This is a genomic window from Pantoea sp. FN0302, assembly GCF_050113775.1.
Lineage (GTDB): Bacteria > Pseudomonadota > Gammaproteobacteria > Enterobacterales > Enterobacteriaceae > Mixta > Mixta alhagi.
The window spans coordinates 84416-106132 of sequence record NZ_JBNJSM010000006.1 but is presented as its reverse complement, the minus strand read 5'-3'; the positions used below and the strand labels follow the sequence as shown (position 1 = coordinate 106132).

General features: G+C 53.0%; 20 protein-coding genes and 4 tRNA genes. 3 read left to right on the top strand and 21 right to left on the bottom strand.

Features of this window, described 5'->3' with window-relative positions; genetic code table 11:
* Positions 1-4 precede the first annotated feature (4 nt).
* The gene (locus ACQE32_RS17875) at positions 5-1291 is read left to right on the top strand and encodes an HlyC/CorC family transporter (RefSeq protein WP_426973725.1); all 1287 of its coding nucleotides are present in this window, start codon (positions 5-7) and stop codon (positions 1289-1291) included.
* A gap of 51 nt (positions 1292-1342) precedes the next feature.
* Here ACQE32_RS17875 and luxS read toward each other — a convergent pair whose 3' ends face one another.
* The 13 genes from luxS to pncC form a co-directional block, all read right to left on the bottom strand.
* Positions 1343-1861: an S-ribosylhomocysteine lyase gene (gene luxS, locus ACQE32_RS17870; protein ID WP_085070468.1), complete on the bottom strand. Its 519-nt coding sequence runs from the start codon at positions 1859-1861 to the stop codon at positions 1343-1345.
* Between the two features lie 149 nt (positions 1862-2010).
* The gene (gshA, locus tag ACQE32_RS17865) at positions 2011-3615 is read right to left on the bottom strand and encodes a glutamate--cysteine ligase (RefSeq protein WP_426973724.1); all 1605 of its coding nucleotides are present in this window, start codon (positions 3613-3615) and stop codon (positions 2011-2013) included.
* Positions 3616-3646: 31 nt separating this feature from the next.
* A complete protein-coding gene (locus ACQE32_RS17860) occupies positions 3647-4072 on the bottom strand; it encodes a YqaA family protein (protein ID WP_250650724.1) in 426 nt (141 codons plus the stop codon).
* On the bottom strand, positions 4069-4635 hold the full coding sequence (gene yqaB / locus ACQE32_RS17855) for a fructose-1-phosphate/6-phosphogluconate phosphatase (RefSeq protein ID WP_426982037.1): 567 nt from the start codon (positions 4633-4635) through the stop codon (positions 4069-4071). Before yqaB ends, ACQE32_RS17860 begins: the two co-directional genes overlap by 4 nt.
* Before the next feature lie 302 nt (positions 4636-4937).
* Positions 4938-5014: transfer RNA gene (locus ACQE32_RS17850), tRNA-Arg, on the bottom strand.
* 71 nt (positions 5015-5085) lie between these two features.
* Positions 5086-5162: transfer RNA gene (locus ACQE32_RS17845), tRNA-Arg, on the bottom strand.
* An 84-nt stretch (positions 5163-5246) separates the two neighbouring features.
* Positions 5247-5323 (bottom strand) — tRNA-Arg (locus ACQE32_RS17840).
* A 9-nt stretch (positions 5324-5332) separates the two neighbouring features.
* Positions 5333-5425: transfer RNA gene (locus tag ACQE32_RS17835), tRNA-Ser, on the bottom strand.
* A gap of 287 nt (positions 5426-5712) precedes the next feature.
* Positions 5713-5892: a carbon storage regulator CsrA gene (csrA, locus tag ACQE32_RS17830; protein ID WP_038624529.1), complete on the bottom strand. Its 180-nt coding sequence runs from the start codon at positions 5890-5892 to the stop codon at positions 5713-5715.
* Between the two features lie 246 nt (positions 5893-6138).
* Complete coding sequence (alaS, locus tag ACQE32_RS17825; RefSeq protein ID WP_426973722.1) at positions 6139-8766, bottom strand: alanine--tRNA ligase; 2628 nt, start codon at positions 8764-8766, stop codon at positions 6139-6141.
* A 137-nt stretch (positions 8767-8903) separates the two neighbouring features.
* Entirely contained in the window at positions 8904-9413 is a 510-nt protein-coding gene (locus ACQE32_RS17820) for a regulatory protein RecX (protein ID WP_427022198.1), read from the bottom strand.
* Positions 9414-9536: 123 nt separating this feature from the next.
* The gene (recA, locus tag ACQE32_RS17815; protein ID WP_085070454.1) at positions 9537-10607 is read right to left on the bottom strand and encodes a recombinase RecA; all 1071 of its coding nucleotides are present in this window, start codon (positions 10605-10607) and stop codon (positions 9537-9539) included.
* Positions 10608-10701: 94 nt separating this feature from the next.
* On the bottom strand, positions 10702-11202 hold the full coding sequence (gene pncC / locus ACQE32_RS17810) for a nicotinamide-nucleotide amidase (RefSeq protein WP_426973720.1): 501 nt from the start codon (positions 11200-11202) through the stop codon (positions 10702-10704).
* Between the two features lie 390 nt (positions 11203-11592).
* Between pncC and ACQE32_RS17805 the strand changes: the two genes are divergently transcribed.
* Complete coding sequence (locus ACQE32_RS17805) at positions 11593-12480, top strand: dihydrodipicolinate synthase family protein (RefSeq protein WP_426973719.1); 888 nt, start codon at positions 11593-11595, stop codon at positions 12478-12480.
* A 57-nt stretch (positions 12481-12537) separates the two neighbouring features.
* On the opposite strand, the gene ACQE32_RS17800 is transcribed toward ACQE32_RS17805, so the two are convergent.
* A complete protein-coding gene (locus tag ACQE32_RS17800; protein ID WP_426973717.1) occupies positions 12538-12879 on the bottom strand; it encodes a zinc ribbon domain-containing protein YjdM in 342 nt (113 codons plus the stop codon).
* A gap of 308 nt (positions 12880-13187) precedes the next feature.
* On the opposite strand from ACQE32_RS17800, the gene mutS reads away from it, so the two are divergent.
* Positions 13188-15731: a DNA mismatch repair protein MutS gene (gene mutS, locus ACQE32_RS17795; RefSeq protein ID WP_427022205.1), complete on the top strand. Its 2544-nt coding sequence runs from the start codon at positions 13188-13190 to the stop codon at positions 15729-15731.
* Between the two features lie 96 nt (positions 15732-15827).
* On the opposite strand, the gene rpoS is transcribed toward mutS, so the two are convergent.
* From rpoS to ispD, 7 genes are all read right to left on the bottom strand, one after another.
* Positions 15828-16820: an RNA polymerase sigma factor RpoS gene (gene rpoS, locus ACQE32_RS17790; RefSeq protein ID WP_085070446.1), complete on the bottom strand. Its 993-nt coding sequence runs from the start codon at positions 16818-16820 to the stop codon at positions 15828-15830.
* Between the two features lie 50 nt (positions 16821-16870).
* Positions 16871-17944, bottom strand: coding sequence for a murein hydrolase activator NlpD (gene nlpD, locus ACQE32_RS17785; protein ID WP_426982033.1), 1074 nt, complete (start codon positions 17942-17944; stop codon positions 16871-16873).
* A 163-nt stretch (positions 17945-18107) separates the two neighbouring features.
* Positions 18108-18734: a protein-L-isoaspartate(D-aspartate) O-methyltransferase gene (locus tag ACQE32_RS17780; protein ID WP_085070442.1), complete on the bottom strand. Its 627-nt coding sequence runs from the start codon at positions 18732-18734 to the stop codon at positions 18108-18110.
* Complete coding sequence (gene surE / locus ACQE32_RS17775) at positions 18728-19489, bottom strand: 5'/3'-nucleotidase SurE (RefSeq protein WP_426973712.1); 762 nt, start codon at positions 19487-19489, stop codon at positions 18728-18730. Before surE ends, ACQE32_RS17780 begins: the two co-directional genes overlap by 7 nt.
* A complete protein-coding gene (gene truD / locus ACQE32_RS17770; protein WP_427022197.1) occupies positions 19470-20519 on the bottom strand; it encodes a tRNA pseudouridine(13) synthase TruD in 1050 nt (349 codons plus the stop codon). Before truD ends, surE begins: the two co-directional genes overlap by 20 nt.
* Positions 20519-20998, bottom strand: coding sequence for a 2-C-methyl-D-erythritol 2,4-cyclodiphosphate synthase (gene ispF / locus ACQE32_RS17765; protein ID WP_427022196.1), 480 nt, complete (start codon positions 20996-20998; stop codon positions 20519-20521). Before ispF ends, truD begins: the two co-directional genes overlap by 1 nt.
* On the bottom strand, positions 20998-21717 hold the full coding sequence (gene ispD, locus ACQE32_RS17760) for a 2-C-methyl-D-erythritol 4-phosphate cytidylyltransferase (RefSeq protein WP_250650734.1): 720 nt from the start codon (positions 21715-21717) through the stop codon (positions 20998-21000). Before ispD ends, ispF begins: the two co-directional genes overlap by 1 nt.

The window sequence follows — 21717 nt, the reverse complement described above, 5'->3', positions numbered from 1 at the left end:
CGCGTTGGAACACGTTTCAACCACCACACTGATTATTACGCTGGTCGTGATGATTCTGGTCTCGGCTTATTTTTCCGGCTCCGAGACCGGCATAATGACCCTTAACCGCTACCGGCTGCGCCATAAAGCGAAAAACGGCAACCGCAGCGCACGTCGCGTGGAGAAATTACTGCGACGACCAGACCGTTTGATAAGCCTGGTGCTGATCGGCAACAACCTGGTCAACATCCTCGCCTCAGCGCTCGCCACTATCGTTGGGATGCGCCTGTATGGTAACGCAGGCGTCGCCATTGCCACCGGCATACTGACTTTTGCGGTATTGATTTTCGCGGAAGTTCTGCCAAAAACCATTGCCGCGCTTTACCCGGAAAAAGTTGCCTATCCCAGCAGCCTGCTGCTTGGCCCGCTGCAAATTATCATGATGCCGCTGGTATGGCTGCTAAATACCATTACCCGCCTGCTGATGCGTATGATTGGCATCAAATCGGACGGTTCAATCAGTTCAGCGTTGAATAAAGATGAGCTGCGCACCATTGTGTATGAATCCCGCTCGCTTATGTCGCGCCGTCACCAGGAGATGCTGCTGTCGGTGCTGGATCTGGAAAAGGTGAGCGTGGATGACATCATGGTGCCGCGGAATGAAATCGTCGGCATCAATATCAACGATGAGTGGAAATCCATTGAACGCCAGGTTTCCCACTCTCCTCATGGACGCATCGTATTATATCGTGACTCGCTGGACGACGCCGTGGCTATGCTGCGCGTACGCGAAGCGTGGCGCATGATGACCGAGAAAAAAGAGTTCACCAAAGAGAACCTGCTGCGCGCTGCTGATGAAATTTACTACGTGCCGGAAGGCACGCCGCTTAACGTGCAGCTGGTTAAATTTCAGCGCAACAAGAAGAAAGTTGGGCTGGTGGTGGACGAGTATGGCGATATCAAGGGACTGGTTACCATCGAAGATATTCTGGAAGAGATTGTAGGTGATTTTACAACCTCCATGTCTCCTTCACTGGCTGAAGAAGTGATGCCGCAAAGCGATGGTTCGGTGTTGATTGAAGGCACGGCTAACGTGCGGGAAATCAATAAAGCATTTAACTGGCACTTACCTCAGGAAGAGGCGCGTACGGTTAACGGCATGCTGCTGGAAGAGCTGGAAGAGATCCCGCAGGCAGGCACGCGCATCCAGATAAATAACTATGATATCGATATTCTTGATGTGCAGGACAATATGGTGAAGCAGATAAGGGTAACGCCTCAACAGCCGCTGCAATCCAGTATTGGCTCCTGATTCGCCGCCAATAAAAGGGCCGCAAATGCGGCCCTTTTTTATGCTTTACGCTTAGTGAATTTCCAGCTCTTTCAGCTTATCCTGCGGCAGCGCCAGTTCATCATTGTGGTTAACGCGTACGTCATGCTCAATGATGTGACGGGCAATATCTTTGGCCTCATCCAGCGAGTGCATCTGATAGGTCCCGCACTGATATTCGTTCAGTTCCGGGATCTGATTCTGGTCATTGACCTTCAGCACATCATTCATCGCCGCTTTCCATGAATCAGCAACGCGCTGCTCGGAAGGCGTACCGATCAGGCTCATATAAAAGCCGGTGCGGCATCCCATCGGAGAGATATCAATAATTTCTACGCCGTCGCCATTCAGGTGGTTACGCATAAAGCCTGCGAACAGATGCTCAAGCGTGTGGATACCGCGTTCCGGCATAACTTCTTTATTGGGTACGCAGAAACGCAGATCAAATACCGTGATGGTATCGCCATGAGGCGTATTCATGGTTTTGGCGACGCGTACTGCCGGCGCGGCCATACGGGTATGATCAACGGTAAAACTGTCCAGTAATGGCATATCGTTACCTCAGCTAAAAATTTTTTTGTGAACGATGAAACTTTTCTGTTCGCCGTGCGTCTGAATAAGTGAAAGACGCGCATTTGTTATCATCATCCCTGACAACAGAGATGTTAGTTTGGCCACAGTGATTGTGGCCATTTTCTTTTCTATCCTTTCTTGCTCGCCAAAAACTCAGCGAAACTCAGGGTATCTGCCGCTTCCAGCTCCTGCTGCGCATGACGTGAGCGTATCGCTTCCTGAGTGAAGTCTTCCCCGGTTAATACCTGCAACGGCTCTTCCGTCAGCATCTGACGATACTGCTCGGCCAGCGCCAGCCCGGTTCCGCTGATGCCGTTATCCAGCATCGTCTGTAAGATGCGCGCAGAATAGGTTAACTCAGGATCGTCAAAAGAGGCGACCAGGCGATCGCACACCTGCTGGTAATCTGGCGATCCCGACTGGCTATCGAGAACTTCCGCTACGCGTTTCAGGTCGGCAAACAGCGCTTTGCCCACCATCGTTAACGGCTGGCGGGTATCTTCACAGCCTATGCCGATGGTCTGACCCGGCTTACGACCTTCAAGGATAACGCGATTCCAGTTTTGCCGCGTGCATTGCAGTTCAGCGCTGCTCATTTCCGGCGCGTCTGCCAGCGTACACCAGATCAGAAACAGATCCAGGAAGCGCACCTGCGTTTCATCCACACCAACCGGTGAGAAAGGGTTAATATCCAGCGAACGCACTTCAATATATTCAATGCCGCCGCGCGCCAGCGCATCAGACGGCGCCTCGCCAGAACGCGTAACGCGTTTGGGACGAATAGGCGCATAGAGTTCGTTTTCTATCTGCAGCACGTTGGTATTAAGCTGTAACCAGCGCCCTTCTTCATCTTTTACGCCCATACGCGCATATTCTTCAGAAGGGGTTTTAATCGCCTTTTTCAACGCCTCGACATAGCCGTTCAGGGTATTAAACGTAATGCCCAGATTGCTCTGCGATTTATTGGTATACCCCAAATCGCTTAAGCGCAGCGAGGTAGCATAGGGTAGCCAGAGCATACCGCGCTCGTTGCGCTCAAAAGGCAGGCTGCTCTCTTTCCCCTGCAGGAAAGTAGAACAAACCGCAGGCGAAGCGCCAAACAGATAGGGAATAACCCAGCCAAAGCGATAATAGTTACGGATCAAGCGTAAATAGCCGGCAGAGATGACATCTTTGCCGCTTTCCATATCTTTAACGCCAGCCCACGCCTGCCAGAAAGAGAGCGGTAGCGAGAAGTTGTAATGCACGCCGGAAATAGTCTGCATCAGCGCGCCGTAGCGGTTTTTCAGACCTTCGCGATAGAGCGTTTTCATACGTCCAATGTTCGAGCTGCCATATTGTGCCAGCTGGATAGCATCGCTGTTTTCAATCACGCAGGGCATACTGAAAGGCCACATACGCTCTTCACCTAACTCGCGGGCGACATGACGATGTATATCGCGTAAAAACGCCAGCAGATGATCGATATCGCGATCGACGGGTGTAATAAACTCAAGCAGTGATTCAGCAAAATCAGTGGTAATCCATTTATGGGTCAACGCTGCGCCAAGATCCGCCGGATGACCGGTGGTCGCGAGTTTACCGTCTGGCCTGACACGCAGCGTTTCACGCTCAATGCCACGACCAATACCTTTCAGGGCGTCAGGATGTGCTTCCAGCCAGGAAAGCGCCTGTGATACGTCCGGGATCAAAGTGACCTCCCGCTCAGAGAATAATTTATTTTTGTTTAGCATAATGTTTACCGTAGCCCCGATCCTGAAGGAATCAATGCCACCACGCCATGCCCTGTAAAGTTGCGGTCGCGACCACTACGTAACGCAGAGTCTTGCCAATAGCCAAAAACAGCACTACCGGGAGCCATGAGAAACGCAACCAGCCAGCCAGTACACACAGCAGATCGCCAATCAGCGGTAACCAACTGAATAACAGTGCTGCAGGACCAAGCCGACGCAACCACGCCATTGCTGTGTTATGCCATCGCCCCTGCTTTGGCGGCAGTAAGCGACCAATAACAACGTTTGTTAATCCGCCGAGCGTGTTCCCCACGGCTGCGACACAAATCAGACCTAATGCCGGCAAATTCCCTGCCAGTAGTAACGTAACCAGCAGCACCTCAGAGCTACCCGGTAGCAGCGTGGCGCTCAAAAAACTGCTGGCAAATAACGAACCGTAACTCAGAATGTCATTCACAATAAGCGAACATCTACCGCAGCCATACCAGCGGCTTGCGCTGCCTGCAGGCCAAAGTCGGCATCTTCAAACACCACGCATTTTTCAGCATCCACGCCCATTAACGCAGCGCAGCGCAAAAAAGTGTCGGGTTCAGGTTTATGGCGCGTTACATCATCAGCACCAACGATAACGTCAAAATAATGACGCAGATGCAGATGCTGCAACAAAGCATCGGCCATTGCATGTTCACTGCCGGTCCCCACCGCCATAGGCTTGCGCCCGTGATAAGCTTTCACCACCTCGATAAGCGGTAAAGTACGAACGCTGTCAAAAAGCATGGTTTTCACGGCGGCTGTTTTTTCAGCAGCCAGCTGGAAAGGATCCAGATCGGCCTGATGGCTGGCAATGATAAATTCCGCCACACGCCATGTTGGTGAGCCATTCAGCCCAATCATCGCCTGTTCATCAAACGACAAACCATAACGCGTCAGCACTCGATCCCAGGCCTGACGATGAGTCGTCTCGGTATCGAGGAGTGTACCGTCCATATCAAAAATCAGACCATCATAGCGATCGTACATATCCTCTCCCGGCTGTGAATAAATGCCCCTTTACTTTAACGTAAAGTATGCGGGTTGTCGCCGGTAGCAATGAACAGCAAATGCTTTGAATCTATTGGGAAATTTAGGAATCAGAAAAAGGTCAGAGAGTTCAGGAACCTGAATGAGGTCGTACGGGGGTCGCTAAAGAAGGTAATGAGAAAACGCAACAGGAAAATTTGTAAGGTAACGCGAGAGAATAAAAAGTAATGCGAGAGAATAAAGGGTAACGCAAGAGTGTGAAGAGGAGTACCAGAGAATAAACAGAGGAGAAAATCTGAAGATGGTGCATCCGGGAGGATTCGAACCTCCGACCGCTCGGTTCGTAGCCGAGTACTCTATCCAGCTGAGCTACGGATGCATCGGAAAAACAGGGGGAACTGCAACTGACCTGAGGAAATACTAAAGAAGACGTTAACGCTTCAGAGAAAATGGTGCATCCGGGAGGATTCGAACCTCCGACCGCTCGGTTCGTAGCCGAGTACTCTATCCAGCTGAGCTACGGATGCATTACAAATTCTTGTATAACACAGGGTGCTGACAACTCACCGTGACACAGGCTGCTAACACTGTATCGCTTTACTTCCTGGAGATGGTGCATCCGGGAGGATTCGAACCTCCGACCGCTCGGTTCGTAGCCGAGTACTCTATCCAGCTGAGCTACGGATGCATCATTAAATGGCGGTGAGAGAGGGATTCGAACCCTCGATGCAGCTTTTGACCGCATACTCCCTTAGCAGGGGAGCGCCTTCAGCCTCTCGGCCATCTCACCTTACGCGTTCTTGCGAACTGTGCTGCTGAACTTTGTTTCCGCTCATCGGCACTGCGTGGCGCACATATTACTTTCCCGCACTTATAAGTCAAACAATTTTTCCCAACAAATGTTTGTTTGCACAAAAGCCACGCAATTCGCGTATTTTGCCGACAAAAAGAGTGATTTATCAACAGCGAAACAGGAGACAGTTCACAATCAGGGGAAAACAACAGAGAAAAAAACAGGGCGGGAAAAACATTGCGCCTCGCGGTAATGAGAGCGAGGCGCGGGATTCGGTATAGCTTTTACTGTGGTTGGCTCTTTTCAGCCTGGATACGCTGATAGATTTCTTCACGGTGTACTGAAACTTCTTTTGGCGCATTCACACCAATACGAACCTGATTACCTTTCACTCCCAGTACCGTTACCGTCACCTCATCGCCAATCATGAGGGTTTCACCAACTCGACGAGTTAGAATAAGCATTCTTTGCTCCTTGAAAGATTAAAAGAGTCGGGCCTGTCGGGTCCCCGGCATTATCCATCATATAGCGCTAAACGTAGATGATGACAAATACATCAACGCATCTTGTCACGCTAATACATTCTGCTGATAGTTAGTTTAGCCGAAATCATTACCCGCAACCTGACTTTGTTATTACAGAGTACGGTTTGCATTAAAAAGCGCCAGCGGAGGCTATCCACGGCGCTTTCCGCACTGCTTTTTTATCCCTTACAGTTTAGCAGACACCCAGGACTCAACGCTGGCCAGCGCAGCAGGCAGCGCCTGTGCATCCGTACCACCCGCCTGCGCCATATCCGGACGTCCACCGCCTTTACCGCCAACCTGCTGCGCCACCGCACCAATCAGCTCGCCCGCTTTAACACGGTCGGTAAGATCTTTTGTTACACCGGCAATCAGAGAAACTTTCCCGTCTGCTACCGTCGCCAGGACGATCACTGCCGAGCCCAGCTGATTTTTTAACTCATCAACCATGGTTCGCAACAGTTTAGGATCGACATTGCTCAGCTCATTGACCAATAATTTTATACCGTTGATATCTTTGGCTTTGCTGCTCAGCGAAGCGCTTTCCTGAGCCGCCTGCTGATCTTTTAACTGCTGCAACTCTTTTTCCAGCGCGCGCGCGTGATCGATCATAGCACGCACTTTTTCATTCAGATTACTGCTGTTGGCTTTAACCAGCTGCGCGATATCATGCAATTGCTCAGCCTGCGCGTTGACCTGCGCCAGCGCCGCTTCGCCCGTTATCGCCTCGATACGACGAATACCTGCGGCCGTGCCTGATTCAGAGGTAATACGGAACAGACCGATATCCCCCGTGCGGCTGGCGTGCGTGCCGCCACACAGCTCGGTCGAGAAGTCGCCCATTGAGAGTACGCGCACGCGCGCATCATATTTCTCGCCAAACAGCGCCATTGCACCGTTCGCTTTGGCCTCTTCGAGATCCATGATATGGGTCTCAACCGGCAGGTTACGACGGATCTGCGCGTTAACGATGTCCTCAACCTCACGGATCTCCTGCGGCTTCATCGCCTCGGCGTGCGAGAAATCGAATCGCAGATATTTATCGTTTACCAGCGAGCCTTTCTGAGCAACGTGCGTTCCCAGAACCTGACGCAGCGCAGCATGTAACAGATGCGTGGCTGAGTGGTTCAGGCGAATGCGCGCACGACGCGCCTCGTCAACCTGAGCATCCAGTCGATCGCCAATGCGCAGGTGACCAGAGATCAGCTTGCCTGTGTGACCAATAGCCTGACCATATTTCTGCGTATCGCTTACGTTAAACTCAGCGTTAAGCCCTTTCAGCACGCCGGTATCGCCTACCTGCCCGCCTGATTCGCCATAGAACGGCGTCTCATCGAGTACAATCACCCCTTCTTCTCCGGCGGTGATTTCATCTGCCGGCTGGCCGTTAACATAGATGGCAGTTATAGCGGCTTTTAACGCAAGGTTGTCGTACCCCTTGAAAGATGAAGCGGAATCGATGCTGATAACATTGCTGTAGTCAGCGCCAAAACCGCTGGCTTCACGAGCGCGCTGACGCTGACGCTCCATTGCCTGCTCAAAGCCTTCTTCATCAATTTTCAGATTACGCTCACGGCACACATCAGCCGTCAGGTCTGCCGGGAAGCCGAAGGTATCGTACAGGCGGAAAACGGTTTCGCCATCCAGCGTATCGCCCTGCAGATTCGCCAGCTCTTCATCCAGCAGCGCCAGACCACGCTCCAGCGTTTTAGCAAACTGCTCTTCTTCAGTTTTAAGAATCTGCTCTACCTGTGTCTGCTGGCGTTGCAGATCTTCACCAGCGCTGCCCATCACTTCAATCAACGGGCCAACCAGCTTATAGAAGAAGCTACCTTTAGCGCCCAGCATGTTGCCATGACGCACCGCACGACGAATGATACGACGCAGCACATAGCCACGGTTCTCATTTGAAGGGATTACGCCATCGGCAATCAGGAAAGCACAGGAACGAATATGGTCGGCAATAACCCGTAGCGATTTATTGCTGAGGTCGGTACTGCCTGTGACCTCTGCCACAGAAGCAATAAGCTTCTGGAACAGATCGATTTCATAGTTAGAGTTAACGTGCTGCAGCACCGCAGAAATACGCTCCAAACCCATGCCGGTATCAACAGAAGGTTTAGGCAGCGGCAGCATCGTACCGTCAGGCTGACGGTTAAACTGCATAAAGACGATATTCCAGATCTCGATATAGCGATCGCCATCTTCTTCCGGGCTGCCCGGCGGGCCGCCATAGATATGGTCGCCATGATCGTAGAAAATTTCGCTGCACGGGCCGCATGGTCCGGTATCGCCCATCTGCCAGAAGTTATCTGAAGCGTAAGCGCCGCCTTTATTATCACCGATACGGATAATGCGCTCAGCGGGCACGCCAATTTCATTGGCCCAAATATCCCAGGCTTCATCATCGGTTTCGTACACGGTCACCCACAGGCGCTCTTTCGGCAGGTTAAACCACTGCGCTGACGTCAGCAGCTCCCATGCAAAAGCAATCGCTTCTTTCTTGAAATAATCGCCGAAGCTGAAATTACCCAGCATTTCAAAGAAAGTATGGTGACGCGCAGTATAGCCTACGTTTTCCAGGTCATTATGTTTACCACCGGCACGCACGCAACGCTGCGACGTGGTGGCACGCGAGTAGCTGCGCTTGTCTTGTCCAAGGAAAACGTCTTTAAACTGGTTCATCCCGGCGTTAGTAAACAATAACGTCGGATCGTTATGGGGTACGAGGGAGCTGCTGGCAACAACCTGGTGTCCCTTACTATGGAAAAAATCGAGAAACGTTTGACGGATCTCAGCAGTACTCTTGCTCATAAATATCCTGGAATACGCTAACGAAGGTTCTTCCCTTGGCACCGGGCGGGCGTTCCACACGGCTGCGTGAAGAGTTACCAACAAAAAGTGGGAATAAGATAAATTTTCTTCCGAGGGAAGTAAAATCCCATCGCGGTTCAATCATCATTATTTCGATAAATCGACTGGATATCTTCCATGAAAAACCCTTTAGCCTGCAGATAACGCAGCACTTTGGATTTTTGTTTCCATTCCTGCGGCAACGGCAGGCCAAATTTACGTTCGGCCGCGTCTAAAGCCTGAGCGCCCCAATCGATCTCCGCCTCGCTCAGGGCGGTTTCCGCCAGTTCGCGCCCTATTCCCTTTTGCGCCAGCTCCATGCGGATACGCTGCGGGCCATAGCCCTTGCGGCTGCGGCTGATAACAAAACGTTGAGCAAAACGGACATCGTCCAGCCAGCTATGCTCATAGCACCAGGCGATAACCTGTTCTATCAGCTCTTCCGGAATTTCCTCAGCCGGTTCATCATGGCGCATCGCGGCACGCGCAGCTGACTGCGCCATCTTACGACGGAACTCGGCTTCGCTATGATCGCGCATGGCAAGAATACGCGTAGCACGATCCAACAGGCGTGCAAAAGTGACCGGAGTTGCGGGCTTGTCAGTCATTACGCTTCCGTCAGGTTGGTAGGTTAGATAAGCAGTAAAAAGCGAGGGTAGCGAGAATTGCGGCAGGATACAAAGTATTAGAACAAAAAAACCCCGGGCAGCCAGGCTGACCGGGGTGAGGAATTAGAAGTCTTCGTTAGTTTCGCTAGCGGTATCTTCGTAATTTTCCGCCGGGACGGCCGCTTTACCTTCCTCAACAGGATTGTTCAGCAGCATATCACGCAGTTTCTGCTCGATTTCGTTAGCCACAGCGCTGTTTTCTTTCAGATAGTTGCTGGCATTCGCTTTACCCTGGCCGATTTTATCGCCATTGTAGCTATACCAGGCACCCGCCTTCTCGATCAGCTTGTGTTTCACGCCAAGATCCACCAGCTCGCCGTAGATGTTAATCCCTTCACCGTACATGATCTGGAATTCAGCCTGTTTAAACGGCGCGGCAATCTTGTTTTTAACCACTTTGACACGGGTTTCACTGCCGACGACGTTATCGCCCTCTTTGATCGCGCCAATACGGCGAATATCAAGACGCACAGAGGCGTAGAACTTCAGCGCGTTACCACCGGTCGTGGTTTCCGGGTTACCGAACATAACGCCGATTTTCATACGGATCTGGTTGATAAAGATCAGCAGCGTATTGGACTGCTTCAGGTTACCGGCCAGCTTACGCATCGCCTGGCTCATCATACGTGCGGCGAGACCCATGTGTGAGTCACCGATTTCACCTTCGATTTCCGCTTTCGGCGTTAGCGCCGCAACGGAGTCGACGATGATAACGTCTACCGCACCGGAACGCGCCAGCGCATCACAGATTTCCAGCGCCTGTTCACCGGTATCCGGCTGAGAACAGAGCAGGTTATCAATATCAACGCCCAGCTTTTTCGCATAAACCGGATCCAGCGCATGTTCGGCATCGATAAAGGCACAGGTTTTGCCCTTACGCTGAGCGGCGGCGATGACCTGTAGCGTCAGCGTGGTTTTACCGGACGATTCCGGACCGTAAATTTCAACCATACGGCCCATTGGCAGGCCGCCAGCACCAAGGGCGATATCAAGCGAAAGCGAACCGGTCGAGATGGTTTCCACATCCATTGAGCGGTCTTCACCCAGGCGCATGATGGAGCCTTTACCAAATTGCTTCTCAATTTGGCCCAGCGCTGCTGCCAGAGCCTTTTGCTTGTTTTCGTCAATAGCCATTTTTACTCCTAATCATGCCGGGGTAAAGCACGCCACGGTTGTGTGCAGTGCTCTCGTTCATTGGATGGTAATTATACTGTATAATCATACAGTATCAAGTCAAATTTTTGAGAAAATCATCATGTAAAATCTGCAGCGCCGTCGCTACCGCTTGCCGCCGCACAGCCTCTCGATCACCCTGAAATACAAAGCGTTTTTGCACCGCTTCGCCTGCTGCTGTGGCAAAGCCGAACCAGACGGTGCCGACCGGTTTTTCCGTGGTGCCGCCGTCCGGTCCGGCAATGCCGCTAACGGCAATGGCGAAGTCCGCTCTGGCCTCTTTTAACGCACCAGCGGCCATCTCTTTTACCACTTGTTCGCTGACTGCGCCCCACTGCTGCAAGCTCTGTTCAGATACGCCAATCATCTGCTGCTTGGCATCATTACTGTAGGTGATAAAAGCGCGTTCAAACCAGGCGGAGCTACCGGCGATATCGGTCAAAACTTTAGCAATCCAGCCGCCGGTGCAAGATTCGGCGGTGGTAAGCTTTGCCTGGCGCTGCAGCAGCAGCTTTCCGTTAAGGGCGCTTAACGCTTTCAGTTGTTCGTCAGTCATTCTCTCATCCCTGGATGCTCTGCCCAACGTTAACAACAAAGCGCGCGCAAGGCGTCACCTTTTTGCCGTTTCGTCCGGACAGCATGGTTATTTTGCGAGGCAGGTTCCTGCTTTATATGCGGGCGACGAACTGACTTAGCAAGGTTACCAGTCAACATATTAGCGCCACAGGAAATTGCCATTGAGATTCAGTATGGATGCTATTTCAGCGTTCGTTAAACAGGATGAAACAGCAAGATGGATAAATCACGCCGCATTTTTTAGAAAAGAGCGTTAAGTAAAGACGATAATTGAGATCGCGGTTGGATTATCGTGCTACTTGCTGTGACACGCACAGATAAAAATGATTAATTTAAAACACCGTTTCAATTGTCGCCTGCGGAGAACAATATGCAAAATCAGCCTGCTTTTTCCGGCGTTTGGTGCCCCTCGGTAACCCCATTTACGGCAGATAACCATTTAGATCTGAATGCACTGGCGCAGCATTTTGCGCGTCTGGACGCATCCGGCATTGATACGCTATTGCTGATGGGTAGCATCGGCGAGTTTGTTTCACTAACGCAAGCAGAGCGTAAATTATTAATACGTGAAGCCCGCAGCATGTCCCGTCTCAGCATGGTGGCCAATATTTCCAGCAGCTGTAACAGCGACATGCTGGAGTTAGCGCATCTTGCCTGGGAGAGCGGCTTTGATGCCGTAATGGTGCTGCCGCCCTGGTATTACGGGCAAACCCGACAACAGCTGTTAGCTTACTATCGACAGCTCGATCGTGAGCTGGAAGGCAAATGGTTCGCCTATAATTTTCCGGCGCGTACCGGTTGCGATCTTGATGCGATGCTGGTGGCGGAACTGGCGGCAGAACTGCCCAATTTCATCGGCATCAAAGACACCACGGATTGCCTGTCACATAACCGTTCATTAATAGAAGAAACCAAAAAGGTGCGCAGCGATTTTGCCGTGCTCTCTGGCTATGATGAATATCTGTTGCCTAACCTGCTGGCTGGCGGCGCAGGCGTGATTAGCGGGTTAAATAATCTGGTGCCGGCGATGTTTGCCGAAGCGATGCAAAGCTGGCGGGATGGAGATTTGGCTGCGCTCACGCAGTTTCAGCAACGCATTGGTAAACTGATGGCAATTTATACGGTGGGCGATGACTTTGTGACCACGATTAAAACGGCGGTGGCACGTAAATATGGCTACATGACGCCGCGCTCACGTAATAGCGGCGGAACCTTGAGCGAGGCGCAGTGCGACGCCATCGAGCTGCTGTTCAGCTAAACAGAAAGGCAGCAGCCAAGCCAATGCTTAGCTGCTTTGCCTGACGTTGCAGGAAACTTAGTTCTTTTTAACGAACTCAGATTTCAGTTTCATCGGGCCAAAACCCTCGATCTTACAATCGATGTTATGATCCCCTTCCACCAGGCGGATCCCTTTAACTTTTGTACCGATCTTCAGCGCAGAAGAGCTGCCTTTAACCTTCAGATCTTTGATGACCGTTACGCTGTCGCCATCTGCCAGCAGAGTACCGTTGGCATCCCGCACAACCAGCCCCTGATCCCCTGGCGCTCCCGTTTCCTGCTGCGACCAGATGTGACCACATTCAGGACAGTTCAGCGTGTCGCCATCCTGCCAGGTATATTCAGAATGGCATTCAGGACAAGAAGGTAAAGTCTGCATTACAACCTCAAAAAGTTACGACCCAGTGGGTTATGAAAAAGGCGCTCATTCTATAACCTTAATTTTGCTGTGGGTAGCGTTATTCACTCTGCCCTTTTGACCTGGCACAAGCTTCTTATACTTTGCGAGCCGAGCCGAAGAAGTGGGTAGCGGTAGATAATAACCCTCCCTTTCTGACGTTACGCCTGCTAACGTCGGGTAGCGCTTTTGATACTTTAGCGATAGGATCCGCCTGAATCCCCAGACCGCCGCTGAGACCAACAGGAACATGCAAGTTGAGTGACATGACCGTGAAAGGATCGACAGATATGGATATTGGTAACCACACCCCGATGATGCAGCAGTACCTTCGCCTGAAGGCACAGCATCCCGACATCCTGCTGTTTTATCGCATGGGTGATTTCTATGAACTGTTTTATGACGATGCCAAACGCGCCTCTCAACTGCTGGATATCTCCCTGACCAGGCGCGGCGCCTCCGCTGGCGAGCCGATCCCCATGGCGGGCGTGCCTTATCATGCTGTGGAAAACTATCTGGCCCGGCTGGTACAGCTGGGCGAGTCGGTAGCGATTTGCGAACAGATTGGCGATCCGGCGCAGAGCAAAGGCCCGGTTGAGCGCAAAGTAGTGCGTATCGTCACGCCGGGTACAATTAGTGATGAAGCCCTGCTTAACGAGCGTCAGGACAATTTACTGGCGGCTATCTGGCAGGACGCGCGCGGTTTCGGCTATGCCACGCTGGATATCAGTTCGGGCCGCTTTCTGCTGAGCGAACCGGCAGACCGCGAAGCAATGGCCGCTGAGCTGCAGCGCACTAACCCGGCCGAGCTGCTCTATCCGGAAGATTTTGCCGCGATGGATCTGATTGAAAATCGTCGCGGTATGCGCCGTCGTCCGCTCTGGGAATATGAACTGGATACTGCGCGTCAGCAGCTTAACCTGCAATTCGGTACGCGCGATCTTACCGGCTTCGGCGTTGAAAATGCGCATGTCGCCCTGCGTGCCGCCGGCTGCCTGCTGCAATATGTCAAAGATACGCAGCGCACCTCGCTGCCGCATATTCGCTCGTTAACGATGGAGCGCCAGCAGGACAGCATCATCATGGATGCTGCTACGCGCCGTAACCTGGAAATTACCCAGAATCTGGCGGGCGGCGTTGATAATACGCTGGCCGCCGTGCTGGATAAAACGGTCACGCCGATGGGCAGCCGCATGCTGAAACGCTGGCTGCATACGCCGGTCAGAGACAGCCGCGTGATCGCGCAACGTCAGGAAAGCATTGCCGCTCTGCAGGATCTCAGTGGCGAACTGCAGCCGATCCTGCGTCAGGTTGGCGATTTAGAACGCATTCTGGCGCGCCTGGCGCTGCGCACTGCACGCCCGCGCGATTTGGCGCGTATGCGCCACGCGTTTCAACAGTTACCGGAGCTGAACACTCTGTTAGCCGATGTGGATGCCGGACATCTTCCCACGTTGCGTCAGCAGATGGGGGAATTTAGCGAACTGCGTGAGCTGCTGGAACGTGCCGTTATCGAAACGCCACCGGTACTGGTGCGTGACGGCGGCGTAATCGCGCCGGGTTATAACGCCGAGCTGGATGAGTGGCGCGCGCTGGCTGATGGCGCAACCGACTACCTCGATCGTCTTGAAATCCGCGAACGTGAAAAGCTAGGGCTGGATACGCTAAAGGTCGGCTTCAATGCGGTACATGGTTATTACATCCAGGTTAGCCGTGGGCAGAGCCATCTGGTGCCGATCCATTATGTGCGCCGTCAGACGCTGAAAAATGCTGAACGTTACATTATTCCAGAGCTGAAAGAGTATGAAGATAAAGTGCTTACCTCTAAAGGTAAGGCACTGGCGCTGGAAAAGGCACTGTATGAGGAGCTTTTCGATCTGCTGCTGCCGCACCTGGATGCGTTGTTGCAAAGCGCCGCTGCGCTGGCCGAACTTGATGTCTTAACCAATCTGGCTGAACGCGCCTGGACGCTGAACTATACGCGTCCGACATTAAGCGATAAGCCCGGCATCAAGCTTTCCGGCGGCCGTCACCCCGTGGTTGAACAGGTGCTGAAAGAACCCTTTATTGCCAATCCGCTTTCGCTTTCACCGCAGCGCCGCATGCTGGTGATTACCGGTCCGAACATGGGTGGTAAAAGTACCTATATGCGTCAGACAGCGCTGATAGTGCTGATGGCCTGTATTGGCAGTTTTGTTCCGGCAGAGCAGGCGACTATCGGTCCGGTCGATCGCATCTTTACGCGCGTCGGTGCGGCGGACGATCTCGCCTCAGGCCGTTCAACCTTTATGGTGGAGATGACCGAAACGGCGAATATTCTGCATAACGCCACAGAACACAGCCTGGTGTTGATGGATGAAATTGGTCGCGGAACCTCAACCTATGACGGTCTTTCTCTTGCCTGGGCCTGTGCTGAAAGCCTTGCCAGTCGTATTAAGGCAATGACGCTGTTCGCTACCCACTATTTTGAGCTGACTACCCTGGCAGAAAAAATGGAAGGCGTGGCCAATGTCCACCTGGATGCCGTGGAGCATGGCGATACCATTGCGTTTATGCACAGCGTACAGGAAGGCGCGGCCAGTAAAAGCTATGGCCTGGCGGTTGCTGCGCTGGCAGGCGTCCCCAAAGAAGTCATTAAGCGCGCCCGGCAAAAGCTGAAAGAGCTGGAGGCGTTATCGGGCACGGCTGCGGCAACAAAGGCTGATGGTCCACAACTGCCGCTGCTGGTCGAAGAAACGTCGCCTGCGGTTGAAGCACTTGAAGCGCTGGATCCCGATACCCTTTCACCGCGTCAGGCTCTGGAATGGATTTATCGGCTTAAATCATTGCTGTAAACCTGCCTGTATTCAGCCGCGATCGCTGAATACAGGCAATAAAAAAGCGGTGGTCTGAGACCACCGCTTTCGCATTACCCTATTGCAGGAACATTGTTACTCGCGGAACAGAGCTTCAATGCTCAGGCCCTGCGCCTGCAGGATTTCACGCAGACGACGCAGACCTTCAACCTGAATCTGACGTACACGCTCGCGGGTTAAACCGATTTCACGGCCCACATCCTCAAGCGTTGCCGCTTCGTAGCCCAGCAGGCCGAAACGACGTGCCAATACTTCACGCTGCTTGGCATTCAGCTCAAACAACCACTTAACGATGCTCTGTTTCATGTCATCGTCCTGCGTGGTGTCTTCCGGACCGTTATCTTTCTCATCGGCCAGGATATCCAGCAGCGCTTTCTCAGAATCTCCGCCTAATGGCGTATCAACTGAGGTAATGCGTTCGTTGAGACGCAACATACGGCTTACGTCATCAACTGGTTTATCCAGCTGCTCGGCGATCTCTTCCGCACTCGGCTCATGATCCAGCTTGTGCGACAGTTCACGCGCGGTGCGCAGATAAACGTTCAACTCCTTGACGATGTGAATCGGCAGACGAATTGTACGGGTTTGGTTCATAATTGCCCGTTCAATCGTTTGACGAATCCACCAGGTGGCGTACGTTGAGAAACGGAACCCACGCTCGGGGTCAAACTTCTCAACAGCACGAATCAAGCCCAGGTTACCTTCTTCAATCAGGTCCAATAGCGCCAGACCACGATTGCTGTAACGACGAGCAATCTTTACCACCAGTCGTAAGTTACTTTCGATCATGCGACGACGAGAAGGAATGTCGCCTTTCAGTGCGCGGCGAGCAAAAAATACTTCTTCCTCTGCCGTTAAAAGCGGCGAATAACCAATTTCACCGAGGTAAAGCTGCGTCGCATCTAAAACACGTTGCGTCGCACCCTGTGACAACAACTCTTCTTCAGCTAGTTCATTATCACCAGGTTCATTTTCAACAAGAGCCTTCTCGTCGAAAATCTCAGCTCCGTTCTCGTCGAATTCCGCATCTTCATGTAACTCATTAACTTTCAGCGTATTCTGGCTCATAAGCGGCTCCTACCCGTGATCCCTGGGCAGAACTTCAAGGCTCTGCCCGTTTATCGCTGCGGTAAATAACGCAACGGGTTTACGGATTTCCCCTTGTAACGAATTTCAAAATGTAATCTAACTGAACTGGTTCCGGTGCTACCCATAGTAGCTATTTTCTGCCCCGCCTTAACTTCTTGTTGTTCCCGGACCAGCATAGTGTCGTTATGGGCGTAGGCACTCAGGTAATCATCGTTATGTTTGATGATAATCAGATTACCGTAACCGCGCAGCGCATTACCTGCATACACTACACGACCGGATGCGGTGGCAACCACTGGCTGTCCTCGCGATCCTGCGATATCGATACCTTTATTGCCGCCTTCTGCAGCAGAAAAGTTATCGATAATCTTACCGTCGGTGGGCCAACGCCAACCAGCCACAGGGGTTGAACTGGACGTTGTACTGCTTACCGTCGGCGGTGCGGTAACCGGGGCTGTTGTCGTTGCAACAGTTGTATTCCCCGCTGAAGGCAACATTTTGCCCCCACCTGATTTTCCTGAATCATCAGAATACGTAATAACCGGTTGCTGCGCAACTGTAGAAGATTTGATTTGTGTTGAGCCAGGCGTGGTCGGCACGCCCCCTTGCGTAGCGTCCGCGACCGTGATCGCATTGCCACCGGTAATCGGTGAACCTGAGCCGTTACCAACCTGCAAAGCCTGACCCACATTGAGGTTGTAAGGCGCAGCGATGTTATTGCGCTGGGCTAAATCGCGAAAATCATTGCCGGTAATCCAGGCAATATAGAACAACGTATCGCCTCGCTTAACGGTATATGTCTCACCGCTATAGCTACCTTTCGGAATATTCTCATAACTGCGCTTGTAGACGATACGACCATTCTGCGTCATTACATTAGCGTTGCTATTGTTCGAACCGGACGCAAATACCGGTCTGGAGGATGACGCGCCGCTTAACATACCGCCAGAGGCTATATTACCGCCCCGAGGCTGAGACTGACCGCCAACCGTACTAATAGGAGCCTGAGCGTTATTATCAGAAGTACAACCCGTCAGCCAAAATCCAATTAATGAAACAGCCGCAAGGCGGCTCAAAGTAAAAAGTGGGCTTCCTGTGCTCATTTATCCCCCGTGATAACAAACCTGTGACGAGCCTTGAAACGACGAACGTAAGCGTTCACGTTCGCTATCCATTGCTGACGAATGGAATGGCTGATACTAACAACAACCCAATTCCCGTGCTATTAATCAGTTGTGAAGAAATGCGTAGTCTGGTGCCGGGCCGTCAGGCGAGATCGCCCTGCACCAGCGGCACAAAACGTACCGGCTCAATAACATCGACAATAAACTCACCGCCCTTACGTCGAATGCGTTTCAGCTGCTGTATTTCTTCCCCAACCGGCAAAACCATAATGCCGCCTTCATCAAGCTGAGCCAGCAGAGCCTCAGGGATTTCCGGCGGCGCAGCGGTGACAATTATGGCATCAAACGGCGCGCGTGCAGCCCAACCCAGCCAGCCATCGCCGTGGCGCGTCGAGACATTATGCAAATCAAGCTGTTTCAGGCGGCGCTTCGCCTGCCATTGCAGCCCTTTAATACGCTCAACAGAACAGACATGATCGACCAGATGGGCCAGAATCGCCGTTTGATAACCGGAGCCGGTGCCAATCTCCAGTACGCGTGAATCTGGCTTCAGCTCCAGCAAAGAAGTCATTTTCGCCACCATATAAGGTTGCGAAATGGTTTGCCCGGATCCAATGGGCAGTGACATGTTTTCCCATGCCTGATGTTCCAGCGCTTCATCAACAAAGCGCTCGCGTGGCACGTCGCCAATCGCTTTCAGTAAAAGTTCATCCTCGATGCCCTGCTGGCGTAGCTGATCCAGCAAAGCCTCGATGCGTCTGCTTACCATAGCGACTCGACTCCGGCTTTGGTCAGCCAGCCGGCCACCACGTCCTGCGCCTGATGGGCGGTGAGATCGACATGCAGCGCCGTCACAGAGACATAGCCTTCATCAACAGCGGCAAAATCGGTATCCGGGCCGGCGTCATGCTTATCGCCCGGCGGGCCGATCCAGTAAAGCGTATTGCCTCGCGGATCTTGCTGTGGAATAACTTTATCGGCGGGATGACGGCTGCCGCAGCGAGTAACGCGAATACCTTTGATTTGATCTAACGGCAGATCGGGAACATTGATATTCAAGATACGGCCGGTGCGCAGCGGCTCACGCTGCAATCCCTGCAAAATAGCGCAGGTGACCGCAGCGGCAGTTTCATAGTGATGCTGACCGTCCAGCGAGACCGCCAGCGCAGGGAGCCCTAAATGTCGCCCTTCCATCGCCGCCGCTACCGTGCCGGAATAGATCACGTCATCGCCCAGATTAGGCCCGGCATTGATACCGGAAACCACAATATCGGGCTTTGGGCGCATCAGCGCATTGACGCCAAGGAATACGCAGTCGGTGGGCGTCCCCATCTGCACGGCGATATCCCCATTGGGATAAGAAAAAGTACGTAAGGGGGTTTCCAGCGTCAGCGAGTTGGAAGCGCCGCTGCGATTACGATCGGGCGCGACCACCTGCACCTCGGCGATTTCACGCAGGGCTTTTGCCAACGTTTGAATGCCTGGCGCATGGATCCCATCATCATTACTCAGCAATATCCGCATCGTTACCTTCCTGTTCGAAAAGTTCCCTGACTATGCTGGTGGCAAAACTGCCGGCTGGCAGCCAAAAACTGAGTTCCAGCGTGGCATCATCGCGCCAGTTCCAGTGCAGGTCGCGCGGAATAACCAACATCGCCCGGCGAGCGGCTTCTACCCGTTCCCGCTCCAGCAACTGGATAAACGCCAGGCTGTCGGCCAGACTTTGCTGCTCGAAAGCCAGCGCGGCGTCACGGCTTCCCCACTCCCCGCTGCCGGGTAACGGCGCGGTAATGCGCAATTCATTATTATCAATCCGCGTCTGCAGCTGCGGCAGCTCTTCTTCTGTCGCAACAAACCAGCTGCCGCGACCGGTCAACTGCAACGCATCGCCCGTTATCGCCTGGGTCAGGTTGCCCTGTTGCGCCAGACGATCGCTGACCACCTGATTAAACATAATGCTGCGCGCGGCGGAAAGCAGAAAGCTGCGTTTACTCCGTTCACGCACGCGGATTTCATTACTGGCCCAGCGTTTCGCCTGCTCCAGGTTGTTGCCCTGAAAACCAAAACGCTGTTGACCGAAATAGTTAGGCGCGCCGCCGTTCTGCACACGTAGCAGCCTTTCCTCCAGCGCCGCGCGATCGCTGATCTGACGCAGCACCAGCCTGAAAGCATTGCCCGCCAGCGCGCCGGTACGTAATTTACGTTTATGGCGCGCCAGATGCAGGATCTCACAGCCTTCCAGACTAAACGCGGAAAAATCTGGCGTCTCTTTACCCGGCAGACGCAAACAGAGCGTTTGTTCAGTCACCGCATGGCGATCTTTCATACCAGCAAAGCTGACATCACGCGGATGAATACCTGCAAACTTTGCCAGCGCATCGGCGACAAAGCGCGTATTACAGCCGGTTTTACGGATGCGCACCAGCAGATGCTCACCTTCGCCGTCAGCCTCGTAGCCGAGATCTTCAACCACCATGAAATCTTCCGGGCTGGCCTTTAACTGCCCGCGGATCGCGGGCTTGCCGTAAAGCCACTGCCATTCAGGTAAAGCCATTATGCCTCCGTCCGCGCGATCAGCGCCACGGCTTCGCAGGCAATGCCTTCGCCGCGTCCGGTAAAGCCAAGCTTTTCAGTAGTCGTCGCTTTGACATTAACATCATCCATATGGCAGCCGAGATCCTCAGCGATATTGATGCGCATTTGCGGCACATGCGGCAGCATTTTCGGTGCCTGTGCGATGATAGTGATATCGACATTAACCAGCCGGTAGCCTTTTGCCTGGATACGTTGCCAGGCTTCACGCAGCAGCCCACGGCTATCCGCGCCTTTAAACGCAGGATCGGTATCGGGAAAAAGTTTGCCGATATCTCCCATGGCAGCGGCTCCCAGCAATGCATCCGTCAGGGCATGCAGCGCCACATCGCCATCGGAATGGGCGATAAAGCCTTGCTCAAACGGAATCCGCACGCCGCCAATAATCAACGGGCCTTCGCCACCGAAAGCATGGACGTCAAAACCGTGACCAATACGCATTATGCGTACTCCTTGTTATGTCGTTGAGTAAGATAAAACGCCGCCAGCGCCAGATCTTCCGGGCGGGTGACTTTTATATTATCGCTGCGGCCAGCGATCAGTTCAGGATGATAACCACAATATTCCAGCGCCGAGGCCTCATCGGTAATGGTGGCCCCTTCGTGCAGGGCGCGCTCCAGACACTGACGCAGCAATGCTAAAGGAAACAGCTGCGGCGTCAGCGCATGCCATAAGGCCTCCCGCTCAACCGTATGCGCGATGGCGTCTTTGCCCGGTTCGCTGCGCTTCATGGTATCGCATACCGGTGCGGCGAGAATGCCGCCAACGCGGCTGTGACGGCAAAGCGACAGTAAACGGCTTAAATCTTCAGCGGCCAGACAGGGACGAGCCGCATCATGTACCAGCGCCCAGTCAGCCTGTTCAACCGCCTGCAGGCCCGCCAGCACTGAATCGGCGCGCTGTTTCCCGCCGGTTACCGTATGAATACGGCTGTCATTAGCCAGCGGCAGCTGCGGAAAATAGTTATCGTCCGGACTAAGCACGACAATCACCCGGTTAATGGCCGGATGTGCCAGCAGGCTGGCGATGCTGTGCTCCAGAATGGTGGACTGACCGATGGTCAGGTACTGCTTAGGGCGCCCCGATTGCATACGGCTACCGATACCGGCAGCGGGCACCACGGCGATAATATCCGGCCAGGCGTCAGTTATAGTGGTCAT